Source organism: Mycobacterium sp. E2989 (assembly GCF_001667595.1).
GTDB lineage: Bacteria > Actinomycetota > Actinomycetes > Mycobacteriales > Mycobacteriaceae > Mycobacterium.
Window position 1 is genome coordinate 97,878 of the sequence record NZ_LZJX01000023.1, and the last position, 21,838, is coordinate 119,715.

The 21,838-nt window shown below is 65.2% G+C and carries 24 protein-coding genes and 2 pseudogenes; 18 read left to right on the plus strand and 8 right to left on the minus strand.

Annotated features, from left to right (window positions below; translation table 11 throughout):
* Genes A5680_RS06110 through A5680_RS06135 form a run of 6 tightly spaced genes read left to right on the plus strand, consistent with a single transcriptional unit; the run spans nt 1 to nt 7,859 of the window.
* Nucleotides 1-1,263, plus strand: a complete 1,263-nt coding sequence (locus A5680_RS06110; protein ID WP_055400313.1) for an MCE family protein — start codon at nt 1-3, stop codon at nt 1,261-1,263.
* Nucleotides 1,260-2,282 (plus strand): MCE family protein, encoded by a 1,023-nt coding sequence (locus A5680_RS06115; protein ID WP_055400311.1) that lies wholly within the window; start codon nt 1,260-1,262, stop codon nt 2,280-2,282. The genes A5680_RS06110 and A5680_RS06115 overlap by 4 nt, the downstream gene beginning before the upstream one ends.
* Nucleotides 2,282-3,400, plus strand: a complete 1,119-nt coding sequence (locus A5680_RS06120) for an MCE family protein (RefSeq protein WP_055400339.1) — start codon at nt 2,282-2,284, stop codon at nt 3,398-3,400. The genes A5680_RS06115 and A5680_RS06120 overlap by 1 nt, the downstream gene beginning before the upstream one ends.
* Nucleotides 3,397-4,812 carry an MCE family protein gene (locus A5680_RS06125; protein ID WP_055400309.1) on the plus strand — a complete coding sequence of 472 codons (1,416 nt, stop codon included), beginning with the start codon at nt 3,397-3,399 and terminating at the stop codon, nt 4,810-4,812. Before A5680_RS06120 ends, A5680_RS06125 begins: the two co-directional genes overlap by 4 nt.
* Entirely contained in the window at nt 4,809-6,101 is a 1,293-nt protein-coding gene (locus A5680_RS06130; RefSeq protein WP_055400308.1) for an MCE family protein, read from the plus strand. The genes A5680_RS06125 and A5680_RS06130 overlap by 4 nt, the downstream gene beginning before the upstream one ends.
* A complete protein-coding gene (locus A5680_RS06135; protein WP_067817280.1) occupies nt 6,102-7,859 on the plus strand; it encodes an MCE family protein in 1,758 nt (585 codons plus the stop codon).
* Between the two features lie 55 nt (nt 7,860-7,914).
* Here the strand turns inward: A5680_RS06135 and A5680_RS06140 are convergent, their stop codons facing one another.
* From A5680_RS06140 to A5680_RS06150, 3 genes are all read right to left on the minus strand, one after another.
* Complete coding sequence (locus tag A5680_RS06140) at nt 7,915-8,436, minus strand: hypothetical protein (RefSeq protein ID WP_067817282.1); 522 nt, start codon at nt 8,434-8,436, stop codon at nt 7,915-7,917.
* 131 nt (nt 8,437-8,567) lie between these two features.
* A complete protein-coding gene (locus A5680_RS06145; protein WP_055400302.1) occupies nt 8,568-9,209 on the minus strand; it encodes a hypothetical protein in 642 nt (213 codons plus the stop codon).
* On the minus strand, nt 9,206-10,009 hold the full coding sequence (locus A5680_RS06150; RefSeq protein ID WP_082970278.1) for a hypothetical protein: 804 nt from the start codon (nt 10,007-10,009) through the stop codon (nt 9,206-9,208). The genes A5680_RS06145 and A5680_RS06150 overlap by 4 nt, the downstream gene beginning before the upstream one ends.
* A 215-nt stretch (nt 10,010-10,224) precedes the next feature.
* Here A5680_RS06150 and A5680_RS06155 point away from each other — a divergent pair, with 215 nt between their 5' ends.
* Nucleotides 10,225-10,608 (plus strand): hypothetical protein, encoded by a 384-nt coding sequence (locus tag A5680_RS06155; protein ID WP_197281097.1) that lies wholly within the window; start codon nt 10,225-10,227, stop codon nt 10,606-10,608.
* Between the two features lie 15 nt (nt 10,609-10,623).
* On the opposite strand, the gene A5680_RS06160 is transcribed toward A5680_RS06155, so the two are convergent.
* Nucleotides 10,624-11,226 carry a TetR/AcrR family transcriptional regulator gene (locus A5680_RS06160; protein WP_055400300.1) on the minus strand — a complete coding sequence of 201 codons (603 nt, stop codon included), beginning with the start codon at nt 11,224-11,226 and terminating at the stop codon, nt 10,624-10,626.
* Nucleotides 11,227-11,318: 92 nt separating this feature from the next.
* Here A5680_RS06160 and A5680_RS06165 point away from each other — a divergent pair, with 92 nt between their 5' ends.
* Genes A5680_RS06165 through A5680_RS06180 form a run of 4 tightly spaced genes read left to right on the plus strand, consistent with a single transcriptional unit; the run spans nt 11,319 to nt 13,793 of the window.
* Nucleotides 11,319-12,104, plus strand: a complete 786-nt coding sequence (locus A5680_RS06165) for a hypothetical protein (protein ID WP_067817349.1) — start codon at nt 11,319-11,321, stop codon at nt 12,102-12,104.
* Nucleotides 12,101-12,916: a hypothetical protein gene (locus tag A5680_RS06170; protein WP_067817285.1), complete on the plus strand. Its 816-nt coding sequence runs from the start codon at nt 12,101-12,103 to the stop codon at nt 12,914-12,916. The genes A5680_RS06165 and A5680_RS06170 overlap by 4 nt, the downstream gene beginning before the upstream one ends.
* Complete coding sequence (locus tag A5680_RS06175; protein WP_067817288.1) at nt 12,913-13,509, plus strand: cytochrome c oxidase subunit 3 family protein; 597 nt, start codon at nt 12,913-12,915, stop codon at nt 13,507-13,509. The genes A5680_RS06170 and A5680_RS06175 overlap by 4 nt, the downstream gene beginning before the upstream one ends.
* The gene (locus tag A5680_RS06180) at nt 13,509-13,793 is read left to right on the plus strand and encodes a cytochrome C oxidase subunit IV family protein (RefSeq protein WP_055400331.1); all 285 of its coding nucleotides are present in this window, start codon (nt 13,509-13,511) and stop codon (nt 13,791-13,793) included. Before A5680_RS06175 ends, A5680_RS06180 begins: the two co-directional genes overlap by 1 nt.
* A gap of 1 nt (nt 13,794) precedes the next feature.
* Here A5680_RS06180 and A5680_RS06185 read toward each other — a convergent pair whose 3' ends face one another.
* Nucleotides 13,795-15,090: a cytochrome P450 gene (locus tag A5680_RS06185; RefSeq protein WP_067817291.1), complete on the minus strand. Its 1,296-nt coding sequence runs from the start codon at nt 15,088-15,090 to the stop codon at nt 13,795-13,797.
* Between the two features lie 194 nt (nt 15,091-15,284).
* Here A5680_RS06185 and A5680_RS06190 point away from each other — a divergent pair, with 194 nt between their 5' ends.
* Complete coding sequence (locus tag A5680_RS06190) at nt 15,285-15,998, plus strand: TetR/AcrR family transcriptional regulator (protein ID WP_055400292.1); 714 nt, start codon at nt 15,285-15,287, stop codon at nt 15,996-15,998.
* Here A5680_RS06190 and A5680_RS25065 read toward each other — a convergent pair.
* Together A5680_RS25065 and A5680_RS06195 are read right to left on the minus strand one after the other, a co-directional pair.
* Complete coding sequence (locus tag A5680_RS25065) at nt 15,914-16,237, minus strand: hypothetical protein (RefSeq protein WP_082956133.1); 324 nt, start codon at nt 16,235-16,237, stop codon at nt 15,914-15,916. The genes A5680_RS06190 and A5680_RS25065 overlap by 85 nt on opposite strands.
* Nucleotides 16,238-16,338: 101 nt before the next feature.
* The gene (locus A5680_RS06195) at nt 16,339-17,085 is read right to left on the minus strand and encodes an enoyl-CoA hydratase/isomerase family protein (RefSeq protein ID WP_067817295.1); all 747 of its coding nucleotides are present in this window, start codon (nt 17,083-17,085) and stop codon (nt 16,339-16,341) included.
* A 111-nt stretch (nt 17,086-17,196) separates the two neighbouring features.
* Here A5680_RS06195 and A5680_RS06200 point away from each other — a divergent pair, with 111 nt between their 5' ends.
* From A5680_RS06200 to A5680_RS25070, 5 genes are all read left to right on the plus strand, one after another.
* Nucleotides 17,197-17,619, plus strand: coding sequence for a lipoprotein LpqH (locus A5680_RS06200; RefSeq protein ID WP_082970274.1), 423 nt, complete (start codon nt 17,197-17,199; stop codon nt 17,617-17,619).
* A gap of 84 nt (nt 17,620-17,703) precedes the next feature.
* Entirely contained in the window at nt 17,704-18,894 is a 1,191-nt protein-coding gene (locus tag A5680_RS06205) for an amidohydrolase family protein (RefSeq protein ID WP_067817297.1), read from the plus strand.
* Between the two features lie 38 nt (nt 18,895-18,932).
* On the plus strand, nt 18,933-20,336 hold the full coding sequence (locus A5680_RS06210) for a FadD3 family acyl-CoA ligase (protein ID WP_067817301.1): 1,404 nt from the start codon (nt 18,933-18,935) through the stop codon (nt 20,334-20,336).
* Nucleotides 20,333-20,959 (plus strand): fatty-acid--CoA ligase, encoded by a 627-nt coding sequence (locus A5680_RS06215; RefSeq protein WP_067817306.1) that lies wholly within the window; start codon nt 20,333-20,335, stop codon nt 20,957-20,959. The genes A5680_RS06210 and A5680_RS06215 overlap by 4 nt, the downstream gene beginning before the upstream one ends.
* A 12-nt stretch (nt 20,960-20,971) precedes the next feature.
* Complete coding sequence (locus A5680_RS25070; protein ID WP_082459730.1) at nt 20,972-21,157, plus strand: bacterioferritin-associated ferredoxin; 186 nt, start codon at nt 20,972-20,974, stop codon at nt 21,155-21,157.
* A 10-nt stretch (nt 21,158-21,167) separates the two neighbouring features.
* Here the strand turns inward: A5680_RS25070 and A5680_RS06220 are convergent.
* Nucleotides 21,168-21,497: pseudogene (locus A5680_RS06220) on the minus strand (indolepyruvate decarboxylase); the annotation flags it as partial.
* On the opposite strand from A5680_RS06220, the pseudogene A5680_RS06225 reads away from it, so the two are divergent.
* Nucleotides 21,457-21,838 (plus strand): annotated as a pseudogene (locus A5680_RS06225) (indolepyruvate decarboxylase); the annotation flags it as partial. The pseudogenes A5680_RS06220 and A5680_RS06225 overlap by 41 nt on opposite strands.

The window sequence follows — 21,838 nt, forward strand, 5'->3', positions numbered from 1 at the left end:
GTGACGCAGAGTGTGCCAGCGGGTCGCGGTGCCGTCGGCGGCCGGCACCCGCGCGCCGGTCACGCCCGGCCACCGGTCGGACGCAACTACCTGCCGCCCCTGCTCGGGTTGGCCACGGTTCTCATCATTGGCGTGATTTTCGCCGTGGCGGTCGGTCTGTTTCAGGGCTCCTTCACCGAAACCGTGCCGGTGACGGTGATCTCGCAACGAGCCGGCCTTGTCATGAATCCCGACGCCAAGGTCAAGATGCGCGGCGTGCAGGTGGGCAAGGTCTCCTCGATCGAGCCGCTGCCCAACGGCGAGGCCGCCATTCATCTGGCGATGGACCCGTCGCAATTGCGCTTCATCCCAAGCAACGTGCTCGTCGACATCGCGTCGTCGACGGTGTTCGGCGCGAAGTCCGTCCAGCTGGTGGAGCCCGCCCAGCCCGCGGCCCAGCGTCTGCACGGGGGCCAGACGCTGCAAGGCCAGCACGTCATGGTCGAAATCAATACCGTGTTCCAGCAACTGGTTTCGGTGCTCAGCCACATCGACCCGCCCAAGCTCAACGAGTCACTGGGCGCCCTCGCCCAAGCGTTCAGCGGGCGGGGCCCACAGCTTGGTCAGTCGCTGAGCGACCTGGATTCGTTCCTGGCCAAACTGGAGCCGAGCCTGCCCGCGTTCCGTCATGACTTCTCGGTCTTACCGGCGGTAGCCAACGCCTATGCCGACGCGGCACCCGACCTAGTGAAGACCGCGGCCAACGCGACCCGAATCAGCAAGACGATTGTCGATGAGCAGCACAACCTGGATGCGTTGCTGATCAGCACGATCGGCTTGGCCGACATCGGCAACGACGTCCTGTCGACGAACCGCCAACCGCTGACGGACGTCATGCATCTGTTGGTGCCAACCACCGATCTGACCAATGAGTACAACCCCGCGCTTACCTGCGCTTTTGGCGGACTCGTACGCCTATCGCACGCGGCGCCACTGTCGGAACCCAGTATCAACATCTCGGCGAGTCTCGTCTGGGGTGCCGAACGTTATCGGTATCCGACGAACCTGCCCAAGGTTGCGGCGACGGGCGGTCCGCGCTGCGTGGGTCTGCCGTCGCTGCCGTTCAATACGGCTCCCCCGCAGCTGATTGCCGACATCGGCGCGGACCCGGTGGTGTACGGAAATCCGCAGCTGATGATCAATTCCGATCTGCTCAAAGAGCTGCTGTACGGACCGATCGCCGGACCGCCGCGCAACTCCGCCCAGATCGGACAACCGGGATGAGAACACGCGCCACGCTGGTCAAATTCACGATCTTCGCGATCGTGATGGCGACGCTGACCGCCTTCCTGTTCTTCATCTTCGGCCAGTACCGGACGGGTGCGACGAACGGGTATTCGGCGGTGTTCACCGATGTTTCGCGTCTCAAGCCGGGGCAGTCGGTGCGGGTCGCCGGGATCCGGGTCGGCACCGTCAACGGCGTCTCTCTGCAGCCGGACAAGAAAGTCGTGGTGAAGTTCGACGTCGACCGCAACATCGTCTTGACGGAGGGCTCCCGGGCGGCGGTCCGCTACCTGAACCTGGTGGGCGACCGCTACCTCGAACTCGTCGATGGCCCGGGCTCGACCAAGCGGCTGCCGGCCGGCGGGCAGATCCCCGTCAACCGGACGGCGCCAGCGCTAGACCTCGATCTGCTACTCGGTGGACTCAAACCCGTTACCCAAGGCCTGAATGCGCGTGACGTCAACGCGTTGACCGCGGGATTGTTACAGGTTTTCCAGGGGCAGGGCGGGACCCTCGACTCGCTGTTCGCCAAGACGACGTCGTTCTCAAACGCTCTGGCCGACAACGATCAAACCGTGCAGCAACTGATCGACAACCTCAACATCGTGATCGGCACGGTTTCCAAAGACGGCAAACAGTTCTCTGGCACGATCGATCGACTCGAGCAGCTTGTCAGCGGCCTGTCGAATGACCGCGACACGATCGGCTCCGCCATCGACGCCTTGGACAAGGGAACCGCGTCGTTGGCGGATCTGCTTGCCGAGGCCCGCCCGCCGCTGTCTGGCACAGTAGCTCAGCTGAATCGGCTGGCGCCGATTCTCGACGGCGACAGGGACCGCCTCGACGGCGCACTTCAGAAGGCGCCGAAGAACTACCGCAAGCTGGTCCGGCTGGGCGTGAACGGCGCCACCATCCCGTACTACCTCTGCCAGTTCGGGATCCGCGGCACAGATCTTCAGGGCAAGACAGTGCGCGCCAACATCTATCGGTCAGATGCAGGAAGGTGCACGGAACCCTGATGCTCAAGTATCGCGGAGCTCAGCTCGTCAAGCCTGGCTTCATCGGCGTCATCCTGGCGGTGATGGTCATCCTGGTCGGCCTGTCACCCGACCGATTCATCCAGTGGGCGACGATGGTCAGGTACCAGGCGCTGTTCACCGAGGCCGGCGGCCTTGCGAAGGGCAATCCGGTAATCGTGTCGGGGATGAAGGTCGGCACGGTGTCGGACGTGAAGCTGCGGCACGGCGACGCTCTGGTGACGTTCGCGATGAAGGGCAACGTCCTGCTCGGCTCGGAAACGTCCGCCCACATCCGCACGGGCACGCTGCTCGGCGAGCGCATGCTGACGGTGGAGTCCGCCGGCACCGGCACGATGCACCCGATGGCTCTCATCCCCGTCTCGCGCACCTCTTCTCCGTACTCGCTGACGGAAGCGGTCAGCGACTTCACGTCGGATACGGCCGGCACTAACACCGCCGCGCTGAATCAATCGTTGGACACGCTGGCGGCCACGCTCGACCAGATCGCACCCCAAATGGGGCCGGCCTTCGACGCGCTCACCCGGCTATCGCGAACCCTCAACAGCCGCAATAAGAACCTGGGCGAGTTATTCAAAAGCGCCAGTGATGTCACCGGGATACTTTCCGAACGCAGCATGCAGGTCAACAAGCTCATCCTCAACTCCGATTCCCTGCTCCAAGTGCTGGTCGCACGCCGGCAAGAGATCGTGGACCTGCTGGCCAACACCTCGGCAGTGGCCAAGCAGCTGACGGGCTTGGTGCACGACAACGAAAGCACCTTGGCGCCAACGCTGGAGAGGCTGAACAGGGTCCTCGCGGTCTTGGAAAAGAACCGCGACAACATCGGCAAGGCGCTGCCGGGCCTCGCCAAATTCCAGATCACGGTCGGTGAGGCCATCGCCGGTATGTACGCCTACCAGGCGTTCGTCCCGAACTTCCTTGTCCCGCAACTTTTCCAGGAGTTCTTCGACTACCTCTGGGGATTCCGCACCTTCGATACTTCAAAGGGTCCGGGCTTCCCGTCACCGGTACCTCGGGCGCTGACCCCCTGGCCGTACAACTCCATTCCGCAGTGCCCTGGCTGCACGTTGGGCGGACGGATCGGGGGATCACAATGACCTCCCGGATTCCGCGCAAGCGGCTGGCGGCCGTCACGGCGGTTGTCTTGGTCGGGCTGACAATTGCCGCCGCCGCCGTGCTCGTCCGTAATACGTTTTTCGGCCCACGAACGATCACCGCCTACTTCACCACCGCCACCGCGATCTATCCCCATGACGAGGTACGGGTCTCGGGCGTCAAAGTCGGCAGCATCAAGTCCATTGCGCCGCAAGGCACCCAGGCCAAGATGGTCCTCACGGTCGACCGCGGCGTGCCCATCCCGGCCGACGCGAAGGCCGTTATCGTCGCCCCGAATCTGGTGGCTTCCCGCTACGTCCAGCTCACGCCGGCTTACCGCGACAGTGGGCCGGTGATGCGCGACGGGGCGGTCATCGGAGTCGAACGGACCGCGGTGCCGGTTGAGTGGGACGAGGTCAAAACCCAGTTGATGCGGCTGGCAACGGATTTGGGGCCCAAGAGCGGGGTATCGGGCACGTCGGTGGGCCGATTCATCGACAGCGCCGCCAATGCACTCGACGGCAACGGCGACAAGCTGCGCCAGACGCTCGGTCAATTGTCGGGCGTGGGCCGGATCCTCGCCAACGGCAGCGGCAACATCGTCGACATCATCAAAAACCTGCAGACCTTTGTCGGCGCCCTGCGCGACAGCAACGTCCAGCTCGTGCAGTTCAATGACCGCCTGGCCACGCTCACCAGTGTGGTCAATGACAGCAAATCCGAACTGGACGCGGCTCTGACCGATCTGTCGACGGCGGTCGGCGAGGTGCAGCGATTCATCGCCGGGACTCGCAACCAGACCAGCGAGCAAATCGCCAGGCTGGCCGATGTCACGCAGAACCTGGTCGATCACCACATGGCCCTGGAAAACATCCTGCACGCGGCGCCGAACGCGTTCGGCAACTTCTTCAACGACTACAACGCCGACACCGGAACCATCATCGGGGGATTCGGGCTCATGAATGCGGCGAATCCGACATGGGGCGGTCAGGTTCTGCTGTCCGTACCGGGCTGCACGCAAATCGGCGCCATCGAGAACATCACGGCGGTCGAATCCGGCAAGCTGTGCTCGCTGTTCCTCGGACCCGGACTGCGGCAGACCAACTGGAATAACTCGCCCATTCCCATCAACCCGTTCCTACACAAGTCGATTGACCCGTCCAAGGTTCTCTACACCGAACAGCGCCTGGCGCCCGGCGGCGAGGGTCCGAAACCCGGACCGCCCGAGATCCCGCCCGCGGTGTCGGCCTACACCGGGCTGCCGGGCGATCCGGTCGGCCCCCCGGGGGCGGTGCCGCCGGAGCGGATACCGGGCGCGGCGATGCCGCTGCCGCCCCCGCCTTCGACACCGCCACCACCGCCGGCGCCCAGCGTGTCGGGCATGCTGCTGCCAGACGGAGGGCCACAACAATGAGCGCACGGGTTGCGGCCAAGCGGGTATTCGCCACCGGCTGTTGCGTGGTGGTGACGGCCACGGGATGCGCATTCCACGGCCTGAATTCGCTACCGCTGCCCGGCGCGGTCGGACGCGGGCCAGGGGCCAACATCTACCACGTCGAACTCCCGAATGTCGGTACGATGGAGTCGAATTCGCCGGTGATGATCGATGACGTCGTCGTCGGCAGTGTCGGTGCGATGAAGGTGCAAGGCTGGCACGCGGACGTCGAGATCTCGGTCAAGCGCGATGTGGTGGTCCCAGCCAATGTGGTAGCCACCGTCGGTCAGACGAGCCTGCTGGGCTCGATGCATGTGGAGCTCAATACTCCGCCGGGTCAGCAGGGAAGCGGACGGCTGCAGCCGGGCGCCACCATCCCGCTGAGTCGGTCATCGGCCTACCCGTCGACCGAGCAGACGCTGTCGTCGCTGGGCGCGGTCGTCAACGGCGGTGGACTGGGACAGATCGGGGAGGTCATCCATAACTTCTCGGCCGCCCTGTCCGGGCACGAGGGCGCCGTGCGTGATTTGATTACCCGCCTGGACACGTTCGTCGGGACTTTGGACGACCAGCGCGACGACATCGTCGCCTCCATCCAGGCGCTGAATCGGCTGTCGGCAACGTTCGCCGACCAACGCGACGTTCTTACCGATGCGCTGCGTAAAATACCGCCGGCGCTCGAGGTGTTGACCAGGGAGCGGCCTCGTCTGACGGCCGCCCTGGACCACCTCCGTGTGTTCAGCAACACCGCCAACAGACTGGTCAACGATGCCCAGGCCGATCTGGTCACGAACCTCAAAAACCTGGAGCCGACCATCAAGGCGCTCGCCGACGTCGGACCGGAGTTCGGCGCGGCCATCGCGGGGTCGTTCGTGTTCCCGTTCACTCAGAACTTTGTCGACCGAGCGGTCCGAGGCGACTTCTTCAACCTGCATTTCGACTTCGACCTGACGATTCCCCGGCTTAAGCGAGGACTGATGCTGGGGACGCACTGGGGACAGCTGGATATGCCCGAGCCGCCGGTGCCCGGGGACCCGTATCGCCTGAATTACACACTCGATCCGCTGCATAACCCGCTACGGCCGCCGTGGATCGATCCCAATGCATTACCGCTGCCCCCGCCACCGCCGGGTGCGGTACCCGGACCGGGGCTGGGGAATTATGGACCGCTACCCGGACCTCCGCCGGCTGCGGCCTCGCCGCCCGACGCGGGTCCTGGTCAGACGCCGGCGCCCGCAGAGGCGCCTGGAACGGGAGCCGGTGGTTAGATGCTGACGCGCTTCGTTCGGATCCAGCTGGCGATCTTCGCGATCGCCGGGACCATTGGCGTGATCGCGATGGTCCTGTTCTACATCCAAGCGCCGACGCTACTGGGCATCGGTCGGATGACGGTGACGCTGGAGCTGCCGGCCACCGGCGGCCTGTATCGGTTCTCCAACGTGACCTATCGTGGAGTTCAGCTCGGCAAGGTCACCGCCGTGGGTTTGACGCCGACCGGCGCCAAAGCGACGCTGTCGCTTAGCACTTCACCCAAGGTCCCGGCGGACTTGACCGCCGAGGTGCTCAGTGTCTCCGCGGTGGGTGAACAGTACGTGGACCTTCGGCCCAGGAACGACTCGCCGCCCTACCTGCACGACGGCTCGGTTATTGCCATGCGCGACACGACAATTCCGCAACCGGTCGCCCCAATGCTCGAGCAGGTCAATGCGTTGGTCCAGAGCATCCCGAAGACCAAACTCGGCCAATTACTCGACGAGTCGTTCCAGGGCTTCAACGGTTCCGGTTACGACCTGGGGTCACTGCTCGACTCGTCACAGACGTTGTCCCGCGACGCCAACGGCGTGGTCGATCGCACCCGGGCCCTCACCGAAGACACCGGGCCGCTGCTGGACAGCCAGGCGCGCACCCTCGATTCGATAAGAACGTGGGCGCGTAGCTTCGCGGGCATTTCGGATACGCTGGTGACCAACGATTCTCACTTCCGCACCATCCTGCAAACGGGTCCGGAGACTGCGAACGAAGCATCCCGGCTTTTCGAACAAATCAAACCGACGCTGCCGGTGTTGCTTGCCAACCTCACCACCATCGGCCAGATCGGCGTCACCTACCATCCCTCGCTCGAGCAGCTGCTCGTATTGCTTCCGTCGGGCGTGGCAATCGAGCAGGCCGCTGCGGGTGAGAACCACCCCGACGGTAGGGCTTACGGTGACTTCGCAGCCACGGTCGAGGATCCACCCATCTGCACGGTCGGCTTCATGCCGCCCAACACATGGCGATCCCCGGACGACCTCACCGACATCGACACACCGGACGGGTTGTATTGCAAACTCCCGCAGGATTCACCGATCGCGGTTCGCGGCGCCCGCAACTACCCCTGCATGGGTCACCCGGGTAAGCGGGCGCCGACCGTCGAAATCTGTAACAGCGACAAGCCGTTCATGCCGTTGGCGATGCGCCAGCACGCCCTCGGTCCCTATCCGCTGGATCCGAATCTACTATCCCAGGGCGTCCCGCCCGATGACCGGATCACCACCAACGACAGGATTTTCGGCCCAGTCGAGGGAACGCCGCTGCCGCCTGGGGCCGTACCGCGCGGCTCACCCGCGGGGCCCCGGGGCGAAAATCCCCCACCGGGCACGGTGGGAGCTGCTGTACCGCCCGTGCCGTCGTCCGGACCCCTTGCGCTGGCGCCCATGTCGAGAATGTCGGCGGAGCTTCCGCCCATCGCGCCACTCGACGTCCCTGCGCCGGGAGAGCTTCCCGCACCGCCCGCCGCGCCAGCACCGCCTTTGGCCCCGCCCGTTCCTTCCGATCCGGCACCGGCAGACACAGCTGGCGGCGGAGGACCCCAGGCTGCGCCAAGCTCGTTCGGAGCCAACGCATCCAAACCCGCGCCCTCGGTCGTGGTGGCAAAGTACGATCCGCGCACCGGTCGTTATATCGGCCCGGACGGGAAGCTGTATCAGCAGTCGGACCTCGTTGCTCCGAAAGCGCCCAGGACGTGGAAGGACATGCTCCCCACCTGAATTCGCCCCGACATGAAGCGGTCGGCAGGGCCGGCCTGCGGCTACGACCGCCCGGTCAGGAGAGCTGATCTAGGCGCAACGGCATCGTGATATCAAGCCAATTGTTCTGCCCGCAGGCGCCGCTTGGGCCGACCGTCTTGTCCTTGCCCGAGAAGACGCGCGACCCGAGTTGGAATCCACCATTGTCATTCACCGGATAGAAAAAGAAGGCCTGCATCCCGGAAAACGCGGTACCGTCTTCGCACCGCTCCCAGTTCGGCACTTCGTGTTTCACCTTCCACATCTGGCCATCATTCATATACATGGGCGCGCTCCAGCCCTGGTCGCTCGTGACCGTGCCATGGCATTCCTGGGTGGTTTCGCACGTCGAGTTGATGGTCCACACTTGGTAGACCGTCGGTTCGCCGAAGTACTGGTCATTTCTCTGGGCCCAGTCGCCGATGGACGTGGCACGGTAAGTCCCGTTGATCGCCACGTCTTCCTTGGTTATAGCCTTGGCCGTGGATGCAGTGCTCAGACCGCCGAAGGCGGTGAGAGCCACCAGCGTTGCAGTGCTGAGTGTTTTGGCTGGACGCATCGGCTGCTCCTCGAACCGGGTAATCCGAGAGTGCCTGTGGCACCTTTTCGCCGTCGGTTGCGGCGCTCTTGAGCGATGACGTTACACCGCTTCGGGCCGCCGGTTAACGGTTAGGGCAAGATCAGCCGCGCTTATCCGGAGGGGTCGAATTTCGCGATCAGCCAGGAGCCGTTGACTTTCGACAGCGTGACCAGGACGCTGCTCTGCGTGTTCTCAGGATCCTTCTTTTGCTCGCTTTTCGTCGTCTGGTTGACGAAAACCAGCACGACGGCCGAATCGGGATGCAATTCCGAGACCGCGGCCCGAATCACCTTGGCAGACGCCGTCAGCTGTCCCTTCTGCGCCGTCGGCGCGACGACATCGTCGCTGAATTTGCTGTAATACCGTAGAAGGTCACCGGTGAGATGTGACTTCGCGTTGGTGAAATCGCGGTTCAAATGGTCATAGGAATACGACAACACGGCCACGGCGCCATCTGACGCTGCCTGGATCGCCCGGTGCGCCGCCACATCGTCGACCTGCTGATCCGGCCGGTACACGATGAAGTACACGCCGCCAGCGACTCCCAGTGCGGCAATAACCAACGTTGTCGCGACGATCGAACGCCAACTCGCCGCATACCGGCGGGCGCGGCGCCCGATCTCGGCCAGCCGGTGCAAGCGCGCCGGTCCCACTCCAGCGCGCGCCAGTTCGTCCTCGCCGTCGGGCGAAGTATGGGCGCCGTCAATCGCCTTTCCGGTCCCGTCCGGCGGCGAGCCGGGTTCGACAGTCATCGCACGAATTCAACTTTCGACATCTTGAGCTGGCCGCCGTCGCGGTCCATATTGACGCTGAGCCGAAACAGGGCGGGCGGCGGTTTGGCGGTATCTGGCCCAATGGGATCGGTTTTCGCCGCCACAAGCACGACTCCGGAATTGTCGCTAAACGACTGGACGGCGACGGCTTCGATGGTGACCTTGGCGCCGACCTTCGTCTCCTCGGCCCTCTTGACCATCAGGGTCGACAGCACGGAGAGCTGGTCCTTCTGGTCGCCCGTGGAGGCATCGATGGCGCGCTGGACACTCTCCTTGGCGCGATCGGGGTCGATCGACATGAAGGCCGTAATCCCTTGCCGGGCGGCTGCACTGAACTCCGCGGCGAGTTGGCGATTATGCAACGCGGTGTGATGCTGCCACAGCATGTAGCCGCTCGCGGCGAGAGAAGTGGAGAAGAGAACGATGCCGATGCCGGCGGCTACAGTCTTCCGCCCTGGGCGCCGTAGCCACCGTGGCCGCCTGGGTCGTCGCGGCAAACGTAGCCGTTTCCGGGTGGACGTCGCCGATCGCTGCTCGACGTCGTGGGCGTGGTCCTCCGCGTCCTCGGTTTCGGCTGCCCCGCGCAGGCTTTCCAAGCGCGCCCGAGCCGCCGCGGCACGCGCTTCGGCGTTGGCAACTTCGTCTTCTTCCGGATGCTCTCCGGATGCGGCCGCTACGTCGCCGCTCTCAGCCCCTGCGTTTGACTGCGGTTCGTCGGGATCGGTCAAATCCCTCGGGTCACCACAATCGTCGGTGTCGGGTCCCACCGGATCGTGCACGGGGAGGAAGCTTATCACTCCGACCTGGGGTCAACGCCTTCACCGGACGGCTGGGTTGTGCCCCTGACATGCGGAACTGCTCCCCCCGGGAGGCGCGCGGAGCGGCGTTCGAGACGGCCCGGCGCCCACTCCCGGTCGCCCGAAGTGATCTTCTCCAAGCAGGAGAATTTTCTTTTCGGGTGTGGCAAAGTAATTGGGTGCGATTCATCGTGGCGATGGCGGCCGCGTTGGTCGGCGTCGGCCTGCTGGCGGCGCCGCCATCCTTTGCGGGGCCAACGGTCTGCGACTACCCCGCCTGCACCCCGGGGATCATGCCCCACCAGGTTCTAGGTGCGCCTTGCGAAAACACCACCTACTACGCCTTCGGTGTCGCCGACGGATACGTGTCGTTCGCCTCGGAGCCCGGACGGCTGATGTTCTGCGGTTCACCTAGGAGGTACCAGCCCCGATGGTTCCGCTCACCTCCGATGGCGGGGGTCAAGGATGAGAACGCAAACTGCCAGAACTACCTCAACTACGTCGCGCAGGCACCTGACGGTCTGTTCCTAATCTGTATCGCTCACGACGGCATAGCGAGTTGGGTCCGCGCCGACACCTAGCCACTGCGTTTCCGGTCAGCCGGGCCCGCCCCGGGGCAAACCGAGCAGGCGCCGGCTCAAATCGGTGACCCTGTCGAGCAACGTCTCATCGTCGATGTCGGCAACCAGCGGATGCATGACGGCGGTGCTGAGCGCACCGGAGAACATGGCCGCCTCGATCCGCCCGTCCAGGCCGGCATCACTCAGCAGCACCCGGTACAGGCGGTCCATGAAGACCTGAAAGGGCTTGTGCTCAGCCAGCAATCGGACGACGACGGGATCGAATTGCAGCGTGCGCACCAGCCGGCGGTCGCGCACGGCCATCTCAATCACGCTGACCAGCAGGGCATCTCGCGCTTGCGGCCCGTCGCCGTAGGCCTCGGCCTCCTCGAGCGCCGGCTCGAGCCGGCCGAGCTCGCGCTCGGTCACGGCGATGACGATCTGCTCCTTGGTCCGGAATTGGTGGTAGACAGCGGCTTTGGTGATACCGACGGCGTCGGCGATCATCTGCAGCGACGTGCCGCTGACGCCGTGAGTGGCGAACAGATCCAGCGCGGCATCGAGTACCCGCGTCCTGGCCGGGCTGTGCTCGATCAGCCAGAATTGCTCAGCGGTAACTGGTCGCCGTGCTGTTCCCACGCACCGAGACTAGACGACTCTCTTGACCCAGGCTAGCCGATCGGCTAGCTTCGCAGACGAACCGTGTGGGGTGCCGATCTGAAGGGGTGCTGATGTCCGACGCTGACGGGGAGGATGCACCGGGCCGGGGGACGACGCGGGAAGCGCCGCGGCGGACCGACGGTGAGCTGATCCTGCTGTGGACGCTGCCCGCGGCCCTGATCCTCTGGATCGCGGCGTTCTTTCTCTTCCCGGGTTTCAACCCGCCGATGTCGCCGTCGATGCCCGCGGAACAGGTCGCCGCGTTCTACCGCGATCCGGCCCACCTGCCGGAGATCCGGTACAGCATGATCGTGTTCAACTGGTTCGGCGTATGCCTGGTTCCGATCCTGGCCCTGATCGTGCTGCAGATCCGCAGGATGGCGCACCGGACGCCGATCTTCTCCTACGCGATGCTGGGTTGCGCGGCCGGCGGCCCGACCCTCTTCCTCGTCGCCAACGTCTGCTGGTTACTGGCGGCCTTTCGGCCGGAGCGCAGTCCCGGGCTGACCCAGCTGCTCAACGACCTCGGCTGGATCACCTTCACGATCCTGGTTCCTTTCCTGATCGGCCAGAGCGTGATCCTCGCCCTGGCAATCTATTTCGATGATCAGCCGCGCCCGGTGTTCGGCCGCTGGGTGGCTTATTTCAACCTTCTCGTGGCCGCCGCATTGGTGCCCGCCGCGTTCGTCGGCGTTTCGCTGACCGGGCCGCTGGCGTGGGACGGCTTTCTGTCGTTCTGGGTGAAGAACACCGCGATCGCCGTCTGGATCGTCGTGATGGGCGTCGTCCTGGCGCGCGCCGTTTATCGCGAGCAAGTCGAGAACCTCGGGCGCTCAGGCGAACTGGTTGACGCGTGAGCGCGGTGACCACATCGCCGACATCCGCCGCCCCACCCCCCACGGGGTCGCTGCCCCGGCGGATCCGCTGGCACATCAGGCATAGCCCCAAGCGAGAACTGTGGCTGGCGTGGGGCTTCCTGATGGTGTTCTACACGCTCTTCTTCCCGATGTTCTTCATCGTGGCGCAGGTCCAGCCCCCGCCGGAGCCCACCTGGGATCTCGCCACGCAGGCGCACTGGTTCTCCGAGCGCCACCTAGGGATACCCTTCGGCTTCGGCGTCATCTTCGCGATCAGCGGCATGATCGCGTTCAATAATGCGATCATCGCCTACTCGATGCGGCGCATGTCGGTCAGCCGCGCCTTCGCGTATTCGTATCTGCTCATCTATTCGCTCAGCGCCGTTCCCGGCATGCTGCTGCTCAACATCGCGCTGATCGTCGGCACCCTGCGACCCGAGCGCGACCCCGAGGCGATCGGCTGGCTGTACGACTTCGCCTTCTTGTCCTTCGACGGCACCATGGGGGTGTTCCTGATCGGCTCGCTGATCTGGATGCTCGCCATCCTGCTCGACAAGAATCGGGTGTTCCCCAAGTGGTTCGGGTATTTGAACCTGTGCAACGCACTGACCGAGGTGGTGGTGGCGCCGTGCTGGATCTTCCGGCGTGGCGTGTTCGCGTGGGACGGCGAGATCGCCTGGTGGCTGGACATGGTCGTATTCGGCGTCTACCAAGTAACTTTCATCGTCATGCTGTTTCAAATGATCCGCCGCGAAGACTTCGGCACCGGGCCACTGCCCGAGCTGCCGGCAAAAGAGGCGGCCGCTCGATGACCGAGACGGCCGACGGGAACCGACGGGTCAGATTCGTGCCCGGTCAACCCGACATGTGGGCTTTCGTGCTGTTCGAGACCCTAGTCTTCACCGCGTATTTCGGCTTCTACCTGTTCTCCCGAGCTCGCAACCCCGAACTGTTCCTGCAATCGCAGGCACAGCTAGACCTTCGCGTGGGCGTCGTCAACACCCTTGTGCTGCTGCTGAGTTCGTGGTCGGTGGCGCGGTGTGTCCAGTCCGCCCGCGCCGGCGCCTACCCGGCGGCGCTGCGGGACGCGTTCATCACGGCGGGGTTCGCGGTGCTCTTCCTGTTCGGCAAGGTTTTCGAATGGGCCCGGTTGGTCCGCATGGGAAATGGCCTGGGCAGTAACGATTTTTTCACCTACTATTTCTTCCTCACCGGCATCCACTTCGTGCACCTGCTGATCGGTTTCGTCGCCCTCGGCGTCATCGTCTACCAACTTCGCGTCAAGGCGCGAAAAGCCCACGAGTCGAAGGAGTCTCAGCAGCTCGTCGAAACCTGCGCGACCTACTGGCACACCGTCGATTTCCTGTGGGTGCTCATCTTCGCGCTGCTCTACGTGGTGAGGTGATCGGAATCAAATTCAACAAACGGCTGCTGGTGGTGTGGCTGATCCTGGCGTCGCTGACGCTGGCCTATCTGTGGATAGACCATTCCGCCGGCGGATCGCTGAGATCCAGCGCGGTGGTCACGTCGAGCGTCATCGTGATCGCACTCGTCAAGGTGCGCATCATTTTTCGCGAGTTCATGGAAGTCCGCAACGCTCCGGTGGTGCTGTGCCGGCTCACCGACGCGTGGGTTGCGGTGATGGCCGCCGCGATGCTCGGCTGCTATTTCGTCGGCTTGAACCTCTGAGTCAGCCCGCGACCGCCACCGCGTCCGCGGTGGTGAACCTCAGGTGCAGTTCGCTCAGGCCGCGCAAGATGTACGTCGGCTCGTAGGTGTAGCGACGGTCGGCGCTCGGCCCGTGGTGGGCTTCGTCGATCTCGATGTGCGACATCCGGTCCAGCAGACGCTCGATCGAGACGCGGCCCTCCACTCGGGCGAGCGGTCCGCCGGGGCAGGAATGCACGCCGCGGGCGAACGCCATGTGCTCGCGCACGTTGCGCCGGTGCAGGTCGAATTCGTGCGGGTTGGAGAACCGGCGCGGGTCGCGGTTGGCCGCCCCCGGCAGCACCATGACGACCGTGCCGGCCGGAATGTCGACTCCGCCAACGGTGGTGGCCCTTCTGGCCAGCCGGGAGTCGCTCTTGACCGGGCTGTCCATCCGCAGCGATTCCTCGATGAACCCGGGGATGAGGCTGCGGTCGTCACGCAGCTCCTGCTGGATGTCCGGCCGGTCGCCGAGCACCTGCAGCGCCGCGCTGAGCAGCTTGGCCGTGGTTTCCTGGCCGGCGGCGAAGAGGAACGTCGCCGAGCGGACGACTTCGATCACGGGCGGCGTCGAGCCGTCGGGGTACTTCGCCGACGCCAACGAGGTCAGGACGTCGTTGCGCGGCTCGCGCCGCCGATCCTCGATGTAGTCGCAGAACTTCTCGTCGAGCCACTCCAGCGGGTTGATGCCGACCGACTCGTGGTCCAGCGCGCCCACCCGGGCCTCGGGGCGATCGGCACCCAACACGCTGCGGAACTCCTTGTGGTCGGATTCCGGCACGCCCAGCAGGTCGGCGATCACCAAGGTGGCGAACGGCTTTGAGTATTCGGCGATGAATTCGCATTCGCCGTTGTCCAGGAATTCGTCAAGCTGCCGGTCAGCCAGGCGCCACATGAACTCCTCGTTGTGCTTCAGCCGACTTGGGGTCAGCAGCTTCGCCAGCACCGACCGCGCCTTGGTGTGGTCGGGCGGATCCATGGTGACCATGTGCTCGTTCATCGGGAAGGAGCTGCGGTGCGCATCGATCTGGGCGCTGATGTCGTCGCCCTCGGGCTGGAACGGCAACGGGGGGAACGGCCCGCCGAGCGCGACGATGTTGGAGAACGTCTCGGGGTCCTTGTAGACCTCGCAGGCCTCGTCGTACCCGGTGACCGCGACGACGCCGTAATGGGGCAGCCGCAAGACCGGGTTTTGACTGCGCAGGTAGTCGAAGTAGGGGTGGGGATCGGGTACCAGAGACGGGTCGGTGAAGAAGTCGATCGACTCGTAATCGCTCATCGGATTGCGTCTCCCTGGGCTTGGATAGCGGCTGTGTTCGGCGGCAGGGGCGTGGGGCCGCGCGATCTCGAAACCGAAAATGTGCTGAGCACCTGCTTAGCATGGCGATAATGTCAGGGTCAAGGTCGGGGCCGGCGCGCCACGATACGATCCGAGTGGTCGGCACGGGATGGCACACAGTACGGAGCGGGGACATGACATCTGCCTCTTCCGGGGCCCGCAGGATCGGGGCACCGGACGCGAAAAATCGCGGCCTGTTGCTCGATGCCGCCGAGCAGCTGATGCTCGAGGAGGGCTATGCCGCGGTGACGTCGCGACGCCTGGCGAGCAAGGCGGGGCTGAAACCTCAGCTCGTGCACTACTACTTCCGCACCATGGAGGAGTTGTTCGTCGAGGTCTTCCGCCGCCGCGCCGAGGAGGGCCTCGAAGTGCAGGCCCGAGCGCTGCGGTCGGACCAGCCATTGTGGGCGCTTTGGCGGTTCGGCACCGATCCGGGGTTCACCCGGATTTCGATGGAGTTCATGGCGCTGGCCAATCATCGCAAAGACATGCGGGCCGAAATCGCTTACTACGCCGAACGTTTTCGCGACGAGCAGCGCAAGACGGTGGCCGCCGCGTTACAGCGCTACGGCGCGGAGAACGAAGATGTGCCGGCGGTGGTCTGGACGGTGCTGATGACCAGCTTGTCGCGAATGCTGGTGCTCGAGCAGGCGATCGGCATGTCCGGCGGTCACGCCGAGACCGTGGCGTTGGTCGAGGAATACCTCCGCCGCCTGGAAGGCGACCCGCGACCGATCGAAGGTGTCCCGCCGACCTGGGTGGTTCACCAGTTGCGCAGTGAGCAGAGCACGCCTTTGGGGCCGTCTTTGGATACGACGACCGCTCCGTCCACCGCCAGATCACAGTGAAGCCCAGGCGTGCCGGGCTCGGTGCCCGTGCTCGCCACGACCATCGCGTAGTCATCGGGGTTCGACATGTCCAGATCGAAGCTCCACGGTTTGCCCGGGCCGAGATCGACGTCGACGTGCGGTGTGAACGAGTAGGGGTTGTGGCTGTAGTCGGAGAATTTCTCCGGCTGGTGGTCCAGGTAATAGATGTCGGTGTAGATCGGATTCTGCGCCGTGACGGTGTATCTCACGTGGTGCATTACCGGGTCGGCCAGGGCGTGGCCGGCGCTCGCGACCGAACCGGTCGCAGCGGCCAGCAAAGCGGACAGGGCCGCGGCGCCCGCGCCCAACCGTCTGCCCGTCATCTCGCTCCTCCGACGGCCCGTGGCGCACTTGTGGTGCGGTTCATCACCCGCTCCGCGGCCCGCCAGTGCGCGTCGGCAACCCAGAGCCGTGCAAAGGATGCTATCGCTTCGTCTGCCGACACCCCGCTGATTACGCGCTTTATCTCCACCCCCGGGTGGCGGGCCAGCGACCTCGCGACCGATTGCCATCCCTGGTCGAACGAGGCGCGGGGCAGCACCCGGTCCACCAGGCCCACCCGCTCGGCCTCCTGTGCGGTGAGGGCGGCTCCGGTGCCGGCCAGCAGCAACGCCCGGCTCTTTCCGACGAGCGCGGCCAGCCGCTCGGCGCCGCCCCAGGCCGGCATGATCGCCAGCTCCACCTGGTTAAAGGCGATTTTGATGTCGTCGGCCGCCAGCCGGATGTCGGCCGCGACGGCGACCTCGGCGCCACCGCCGAAGGCGTGGCCGTTCAGCGCGGCGATCACCGGGGCGGGGAAGCTGGCCAGCTGATCGCAGATCGCCCGCATCCGCTTGGCCATCGCCGCGGCATCCTCCTCGGTGCGCAGCGCGCGCAACTCCTTTAGATCGCCGCCGGATACAAAGGCCCGATCGCCCGCGCCCTTGATCACCAGGGTCCTGGCGCCCGCCGCCGCGTCCAGCGCCTTCTCCAGCTGCTGCATGGTGTCCAGCGCGATCGCATTGCGCGCGTGCGGACGATCGATGGTCAGCACCGCCAACCCGTCATCGATCTCCAGGTCCACCATGCGTTATTTGCTCCTTGGACGAGAACGGACGATATTGGCATTCTCCCGGTGCGAGAATAACATCGTCGCTGCAGGCCGAAGAGCTATCGGCAGCGAAGATAGGAGCGCCGGGTGCCGGACCGAAGGACGGCCGCGGTTGTCGCGGCACTCGCCGTCGCGCTGCTTGGCGCGTGCTCCTCGCGACCGCCATCCCAGATCGCCAGCACGGCGTCGGTGACCATAGACGGTAACGACCGGAATTTCCACATCGTCAAGTGCGGCCAGTTGGAGTGGACCCGGACCATCGACATCGGCGGCGATTTTTCCGGCGCCAAGGTCGTCATCGACGAGAGCGCGCAACAGCCGGCGGCCACCTCCGTACACATCCGAAATCTGGGCGGGTTCAGCGGGATGTACTCCCTGGGTGGCGACGGCGACGCCGCCACGAGCATGAGTGGTGGCAAATACACCATCAGCGGCACCGCCAACGGTTACAAGACCGACAAACCCGGTGAACCGGCCACCGCCACTTTCAAGATCACCGTGACGTGCTGACGACGTAGAACCGATCGGAAGGGGCGCGTTGCGGTCGGGCGCCCGTAGAGAATACAATTCTCAAAAATCGCGAAGGAGGATCTCATGGGCCAGCTGTCGCACCGGGAGGACGTCCCGTTTCCGATATTTGACGCGGACAACCACCTCTACGAGCCGCCGGAGGCGCTGACCAAATTCCTGCCCAAGGAGTACAAGGACTACGTCCAGTACGTCCAGATCAACGGGCGGACGAAGATCGCGATCCGCGGCCACATCAGCAACTACATCCCCAATCCGACCTTCGAGGTTGTCGCCCGGCCGGGTGCCTGGGAGGAGTACTTCAAGTACGGCAACCCCGAGGGCAAGAGCAAGCGCGAACTGTTCGGCGAGCCGATGCGCGCGATCCCCGCGTTCTTCGAGCCCGGCCCGCGCCTGGAGAAGATGAACGAGCTGGGTCTGGACCGTACCCTGATGTTCCCGACGCTGGCCAGCCTCCTCGAGGAGCGACTGCGCGACGACCCGGTCGCCATCCACGTCCTGATCCACGCGCTGAACGAGTGGCTCGATGAGGTCTGGGGCTTCAACTACCAGAACCGCATCTTCACCACCCCGGTCATCACCCTGCCGATCGTCGACAAGGCGATCGAGGAGCTGGAGTGGGCCGTCAAGCGCGGTGCGCGTTGCATCCTGATCCGCCCGGCGCCGGTTCCCGGCTTCCGCGGCCCCCGGTCGTTCGCCGTGCCTGAGTTCGACCCGTTCTGGGAGCGGGTCGTCGAGCACGACGTGCTGGTCGGCATGCACTCGTCCGACAGCGGCTACTCCCGCTACACCTCGGAGTGGGACGGTGCCGAGCAGGAGATGCTCCCGTTCCAGACCAACGCGATGGGCATCCTCAACGAGTGGCGGCCGATCCAGGATGCGGTGGGGTCGTGGGTGATTCACGGCGCGCTCTACCGGCACCCCAAGCTGAAGGTCGCGATCGTCGAGGCGGGCTCGAAGTGGATGACCCCGCTGTTGGACGGTCTGGCCGAGGTCTTCCGAAAGGCCCCGGAAGCCTTCCCGAGCGACCCCGTCGAGATGGTCAAGAACCGGATCCACGTGAGCCCGTTCTTCGAGGACGGCATCGACGACCTGATCAACCTCGTCGGTGTGGATCAGGTGCTGTACGGCTCGGACTGGCCGCACCCCGAGGGACTGGCCGAGCCGACCTTCTACGTCAACGCGTTGTCCCACCTGTCCACCGACGACCAGGCAAAGATCATGGGCGGCAACCTCGGTCGGCTCGTCACGGTGTGACACGCCGACCAAATCAGGTATGGCAGACCATCCCCGAGATGGTCTTGAGCGCGGCGGACCGCTTCGGCGACGCGGAGGCGGCCGTCGACGGTCCGCTGCGCTTCACTTTCACCGATCTCGTCGAGCGGATTCGTTGTGCCGCGGGCGCATTCGCGGACTTCGGCGTCGGCAAGGGTGACCGGGTCGCCGTTTGGGCGCCGAACTCCGTCGAGTGGATCATCGCGGCCTTCGGGCTGCTCACCGCCGGCGGTGTGCTGGTGCCGGTCAATACCCGGTTCAAGACGGAAGAGGCCGGCGACATCATCGCCCGCAGCGGCGCGAAGGCCGTCCTGGTGCAGAAGGGCTTTTTGGGCCAGGACTACACCGCGCCCGCCGGGACGCCGGTCATCGATCTGAAATCCGACTTCCTTTCCAGCGGTTCGCCGTTCGAGCGGGCGGTGAGCGGGACCGACATCTGCGACATCATCTTCACCTCGGGCACGACCGGTCGCCCCAAGGGCGCGATGATGAATCACCGCCAGACGCTGCGCATGTACTCCGAATGGGCGACGCTCGCGGATCTGCGCGAGGGTGACCGCTACCTACAGATCAACCCGTACTTCCACACGTTCGGCCTTAAGGCGGGACTCGTCACCTCCTTCCTGCGCGGTGCGACGATGCTGCCGGTCGCGGTCTTCGACGTCGACACGGTGGTGGATCTCATTGACCGCGAACGCATCACGATGCTGCCCGGCCCGCCGACGCTGTATCACTCGTTGCTGACGGTGCGTGACAAGGCCAGGCTGTCGACGTTACGGGCCGGCGTGACCGGCGCCGCCGACATTCCCGTCGAACTGGTGCGCCGCATCCACGGCGAACTGCCCTTCCAGACGCTGATGACCGGCTACGGGCTGACCGAGGCCGGCAACGTCACCCTGTCCCGGCCCGGCGACTCGTTCGAGGACGTGGCCACCACGGCGGGCCTGCCGTGCGACGGGGTCGAGGTGCGCATCGCCGACGACGGCGAGGTGCTGGTTCGCGGTTACGGGGTCATGCAGGGCTACCTCGACGACCCCGAGGGCACCGCCGCGGCGATCGACCCCGACGGCTGGTTGCACACCGGCGATCTGGGCCGCCTCGATGCCGCCGGCCGGCTGCGGATCGACGGCCGCAAGAAGGACATGTTCATCGTCGGCGGGTTCAACGCCTACCCGGCGGAGATCGAGGGCTACCTGCTTCAGCATCCGGCGGTGGCGCAAGCCGCTGTCATCGGGGTCCCCGACGACCGCCTCGGCCAGGTCGGCAAGGCATTCGTGGTGGCGAAAAGCCAGGTCTCCGAGGAGGACCTGCTGCTATGGTGCCGAGAGCGGATGGCTGGATTCAAGGCGCCGAGATCCATCGCGTTCCTCGACCAGCTGCCGCTCAACGCCACCGGAAAAGTGATGAAGGACCAACTCCGTTGACTGACGGCGACATTCATTCGATGGTGATCGCGTCGGACTATCGCGTTCCCGATCCCAGCCGGGTATGGCCGCTGCTCGAGCGCCGCAAGGAGGCCTTGGCCGACATCGGCGCCCACCACGTGCTCGTCTACACCTCGACGCATGACTACGGCCGCGTGCTGGTGATGATCGGAGTGCACAGCCGCGAGCCGATCGTGGAACTGCTGCGCTCCCGGGTCTTCTTCGACTGGTTCGACGCGGCGGGCGTCGACGACATTCCCGCGGTCTTCGCCGGCGAGATCGTCCACCGGTTCGTCCCGGCGCCCACGGCCAGCCCCGAGGCACCCGGCGTCGTGGTGGCCACCATCGCCTCGGTTCACGACGTGTCGGCGCTGACCGCCGAAGTCGCCTCGGCCACAGATAGATTCGTAGCGGCCGGCATCCGCAAGACCTGGATCTTCCAAGCCTTCGACGATGAGCACGAGGTGCTGATCATGTCGGAGTTGCCCGACGAAGAGAGTGCGCAGCGGTGGATCGAGCATCCGGACGCCGCGGCCGAGTGGATGTCCGGTGCCGGGGTGGGGCCCTATCCGCCGATTTTCGTCGGCCAATTCACCAACATGATGCGCATCGAGGCGGACTGAGCGGCCACCTGGATGTTCGTCTGCCTGTGTAACGGAGTCACCAGCCAAACGGTGGCCGAGGTGGTAGAGGCCGGGGCCTGCACGACCAAGGACGTCGCCCGGGCCTGCGGGGCGGGCGCCGACTGCGGGCGCTGCAGGCGAACCGTGCAGGCGATACTGCGATCGTCCGATCCGAACGGCGCACCCAGCAGATCCTGACGCGGCGGCCTCAGCGGCGAACGCTGCCGTCCGGTGACATCGGCTGGACGAGTTCGACTAGCAGCGGCGGGATTTCGAGCCGCGGCAAGACCACCTCGACGAGCACCATCCGGTCCTGGTGCAGCGCGGCGGCGGTCAGGGCGTCGTCGAGCTCACCGAAGGTCCGCACCCGGAACGCCAGGTGGTCGGCGACGCCCAGCGCGTTCGGGATGTCCGTCCACCTCCAATTGACAATGTCGTTGTAGGGCGCAGACTCTCCGTGGATCGCGCGCTCGACGGTGTACCCGTCGTTGTTGACCACCACGATGACCGGGGACAGCCCCTCCCGCGAGAAGTTGCCGAACTACCTGGGGATCTACGCCGGATCGGCAAGCGCCCCGGCGGTGCGCGCCGCGATCGAGGAGGCGCCGGTTCTGGTGACCGCCGGGGTCGTGTTCACCGACATGGTCAGCGGCTTCTTCAGCCAGCGGATCGACCCGGCGCGGACGATCGACGTCGGGCAGTACCAAAGCAGTGTGGCGGGCGAGGTTTTCGCGCCGCTGGAAATGGGAGCCGCGCTGGAAGCGTTGGCCACCATCCTGTCCCGGCGAAAAATCGCGTCGCCGCCGGTGGTGTCGCCGCGCCGTCGCCGATCAGCAACACCGTCCGTCGCTCCGGATGCGCCACCCCGGCCCCGAGCGC

Bases quoted from the DNA above. Each gene is read 5' to 3' on its own strand.
- A5680_RS06115 (WP_055400311.1), top strand. From the start codon at position 1,260: ATGAGAACACGCGCCACGCTGGTCAAATTCACGATCTTCGCGATCGTG.
- A5680_RS06120 (WP_055400339.1), top strand. From the start codon at position 2,282: ATGCTCAAGTATCGCGGAGCTCAGCTCGTCAAGCCTGGCTTCATCGGC.
- A5680_RS06125 (WP_055400309.1), top strand. From the start codon at position 3,397: ATGACCTCCCGGATTCCGCGCAAGCGGCTGGCGGCCGTCACGGCGGTT.
- A5680_RS06130 (WP_055400308.1), top strand. From the start codon at position 4,809: ATGAGCGCACGGGTTGCGGCCAAGCGGGTATTCGCCACCGGCTGTTGC.
- A5680_RS06135 (WP_067817280.1), top strand. From the start codon at position 6,102: ATGCTGACGCGCTTCGTTCGGATCCAGCTGGCGATCTTCGCGATCGCC.
- A5680_RS06140 (WP_067817282.1), bottom strand. From the start codon at position 8,436: ATGCGTCCAGCCAAAACACTCAGCACTGCAACGCTGGTGGCTCTCACC.
- A5680_RS06145 (WP_055400302.1), bottom strand. From the start codon at position 9,209: ATGACTGTCGAACCCGGCTCGCCGCCGGACGGGACCGGAAAGGCGATT.
- A5680_RS06155 (WP_197281097.1), top strand. From the start codon at position 10,225: ATGGCGGCCGCGTTGGTCGGCGTCGGCCTGCTGGCGGCGCCGCCATCC.
- A5680_RS06165 (WP_067817349.1), top strand. From the start codon at position 11,319: ATGTCCGACGCTGACGGGGAGGATGCACCGGGCCGGGGGACGACGCGG.
- A5680_RS06175 (WP_067817288.1), top strand. From the start codon at position 12,913: ATGACCGAGACGGCCGACGGGAACCGACGGGTCAGATTCGTGCCCGGT.
- A5680_RS06185 (WP_067817291.1), bottom strand. From the start codon at position 15,090: ATGAGCGATTACGAGTCGATCGACTTCTTCACCGACCCGTCTCTGGTA.
- A5680_RS06190 (WP_055400292.1), top strand. From the start codon at position 15,285: ATGACATCTGCCTCTTCCGGGGCCCGCAGGATCGGGGCACCGGACGCG.
- A5680_RS25065 (WP_082956133.1), bottom strand. From the start codon at position 16,237: ATGCACCACGTGAGATACACCGTCACGGCGCAGAATCCGATCTACACC.
- A5680_RS06195 (WP_067817295.1), bottom strand. From the start codon at position 17,085: ATGGTGGACCTGGAGATCGATGACGGGTTGGCGGTGCTGACCATCGAT.
- A5680_RS06205 (WP_067817297.1), top strand. From the start codon at position 17,704: ATGGGCCAGCTGTCGCACCGGGAGGACGTCCCGTTTCCGATATTTGAC.
- A5680_RS06210 (WP_067817301.1), top strand. From the start codon at position 18,933: ATGGTCTTGAGCGCGGCGGACCGCTTCGGCGACGCGGAGGCGGCCGTC.
- A5680_RS25070 (WP_082459730.1), top strand. From the start codon at position 20,972: ATGTTCGTCTGCCTGTGTAACGGAGTCACCAGCCAAACGGTGGCCGAG.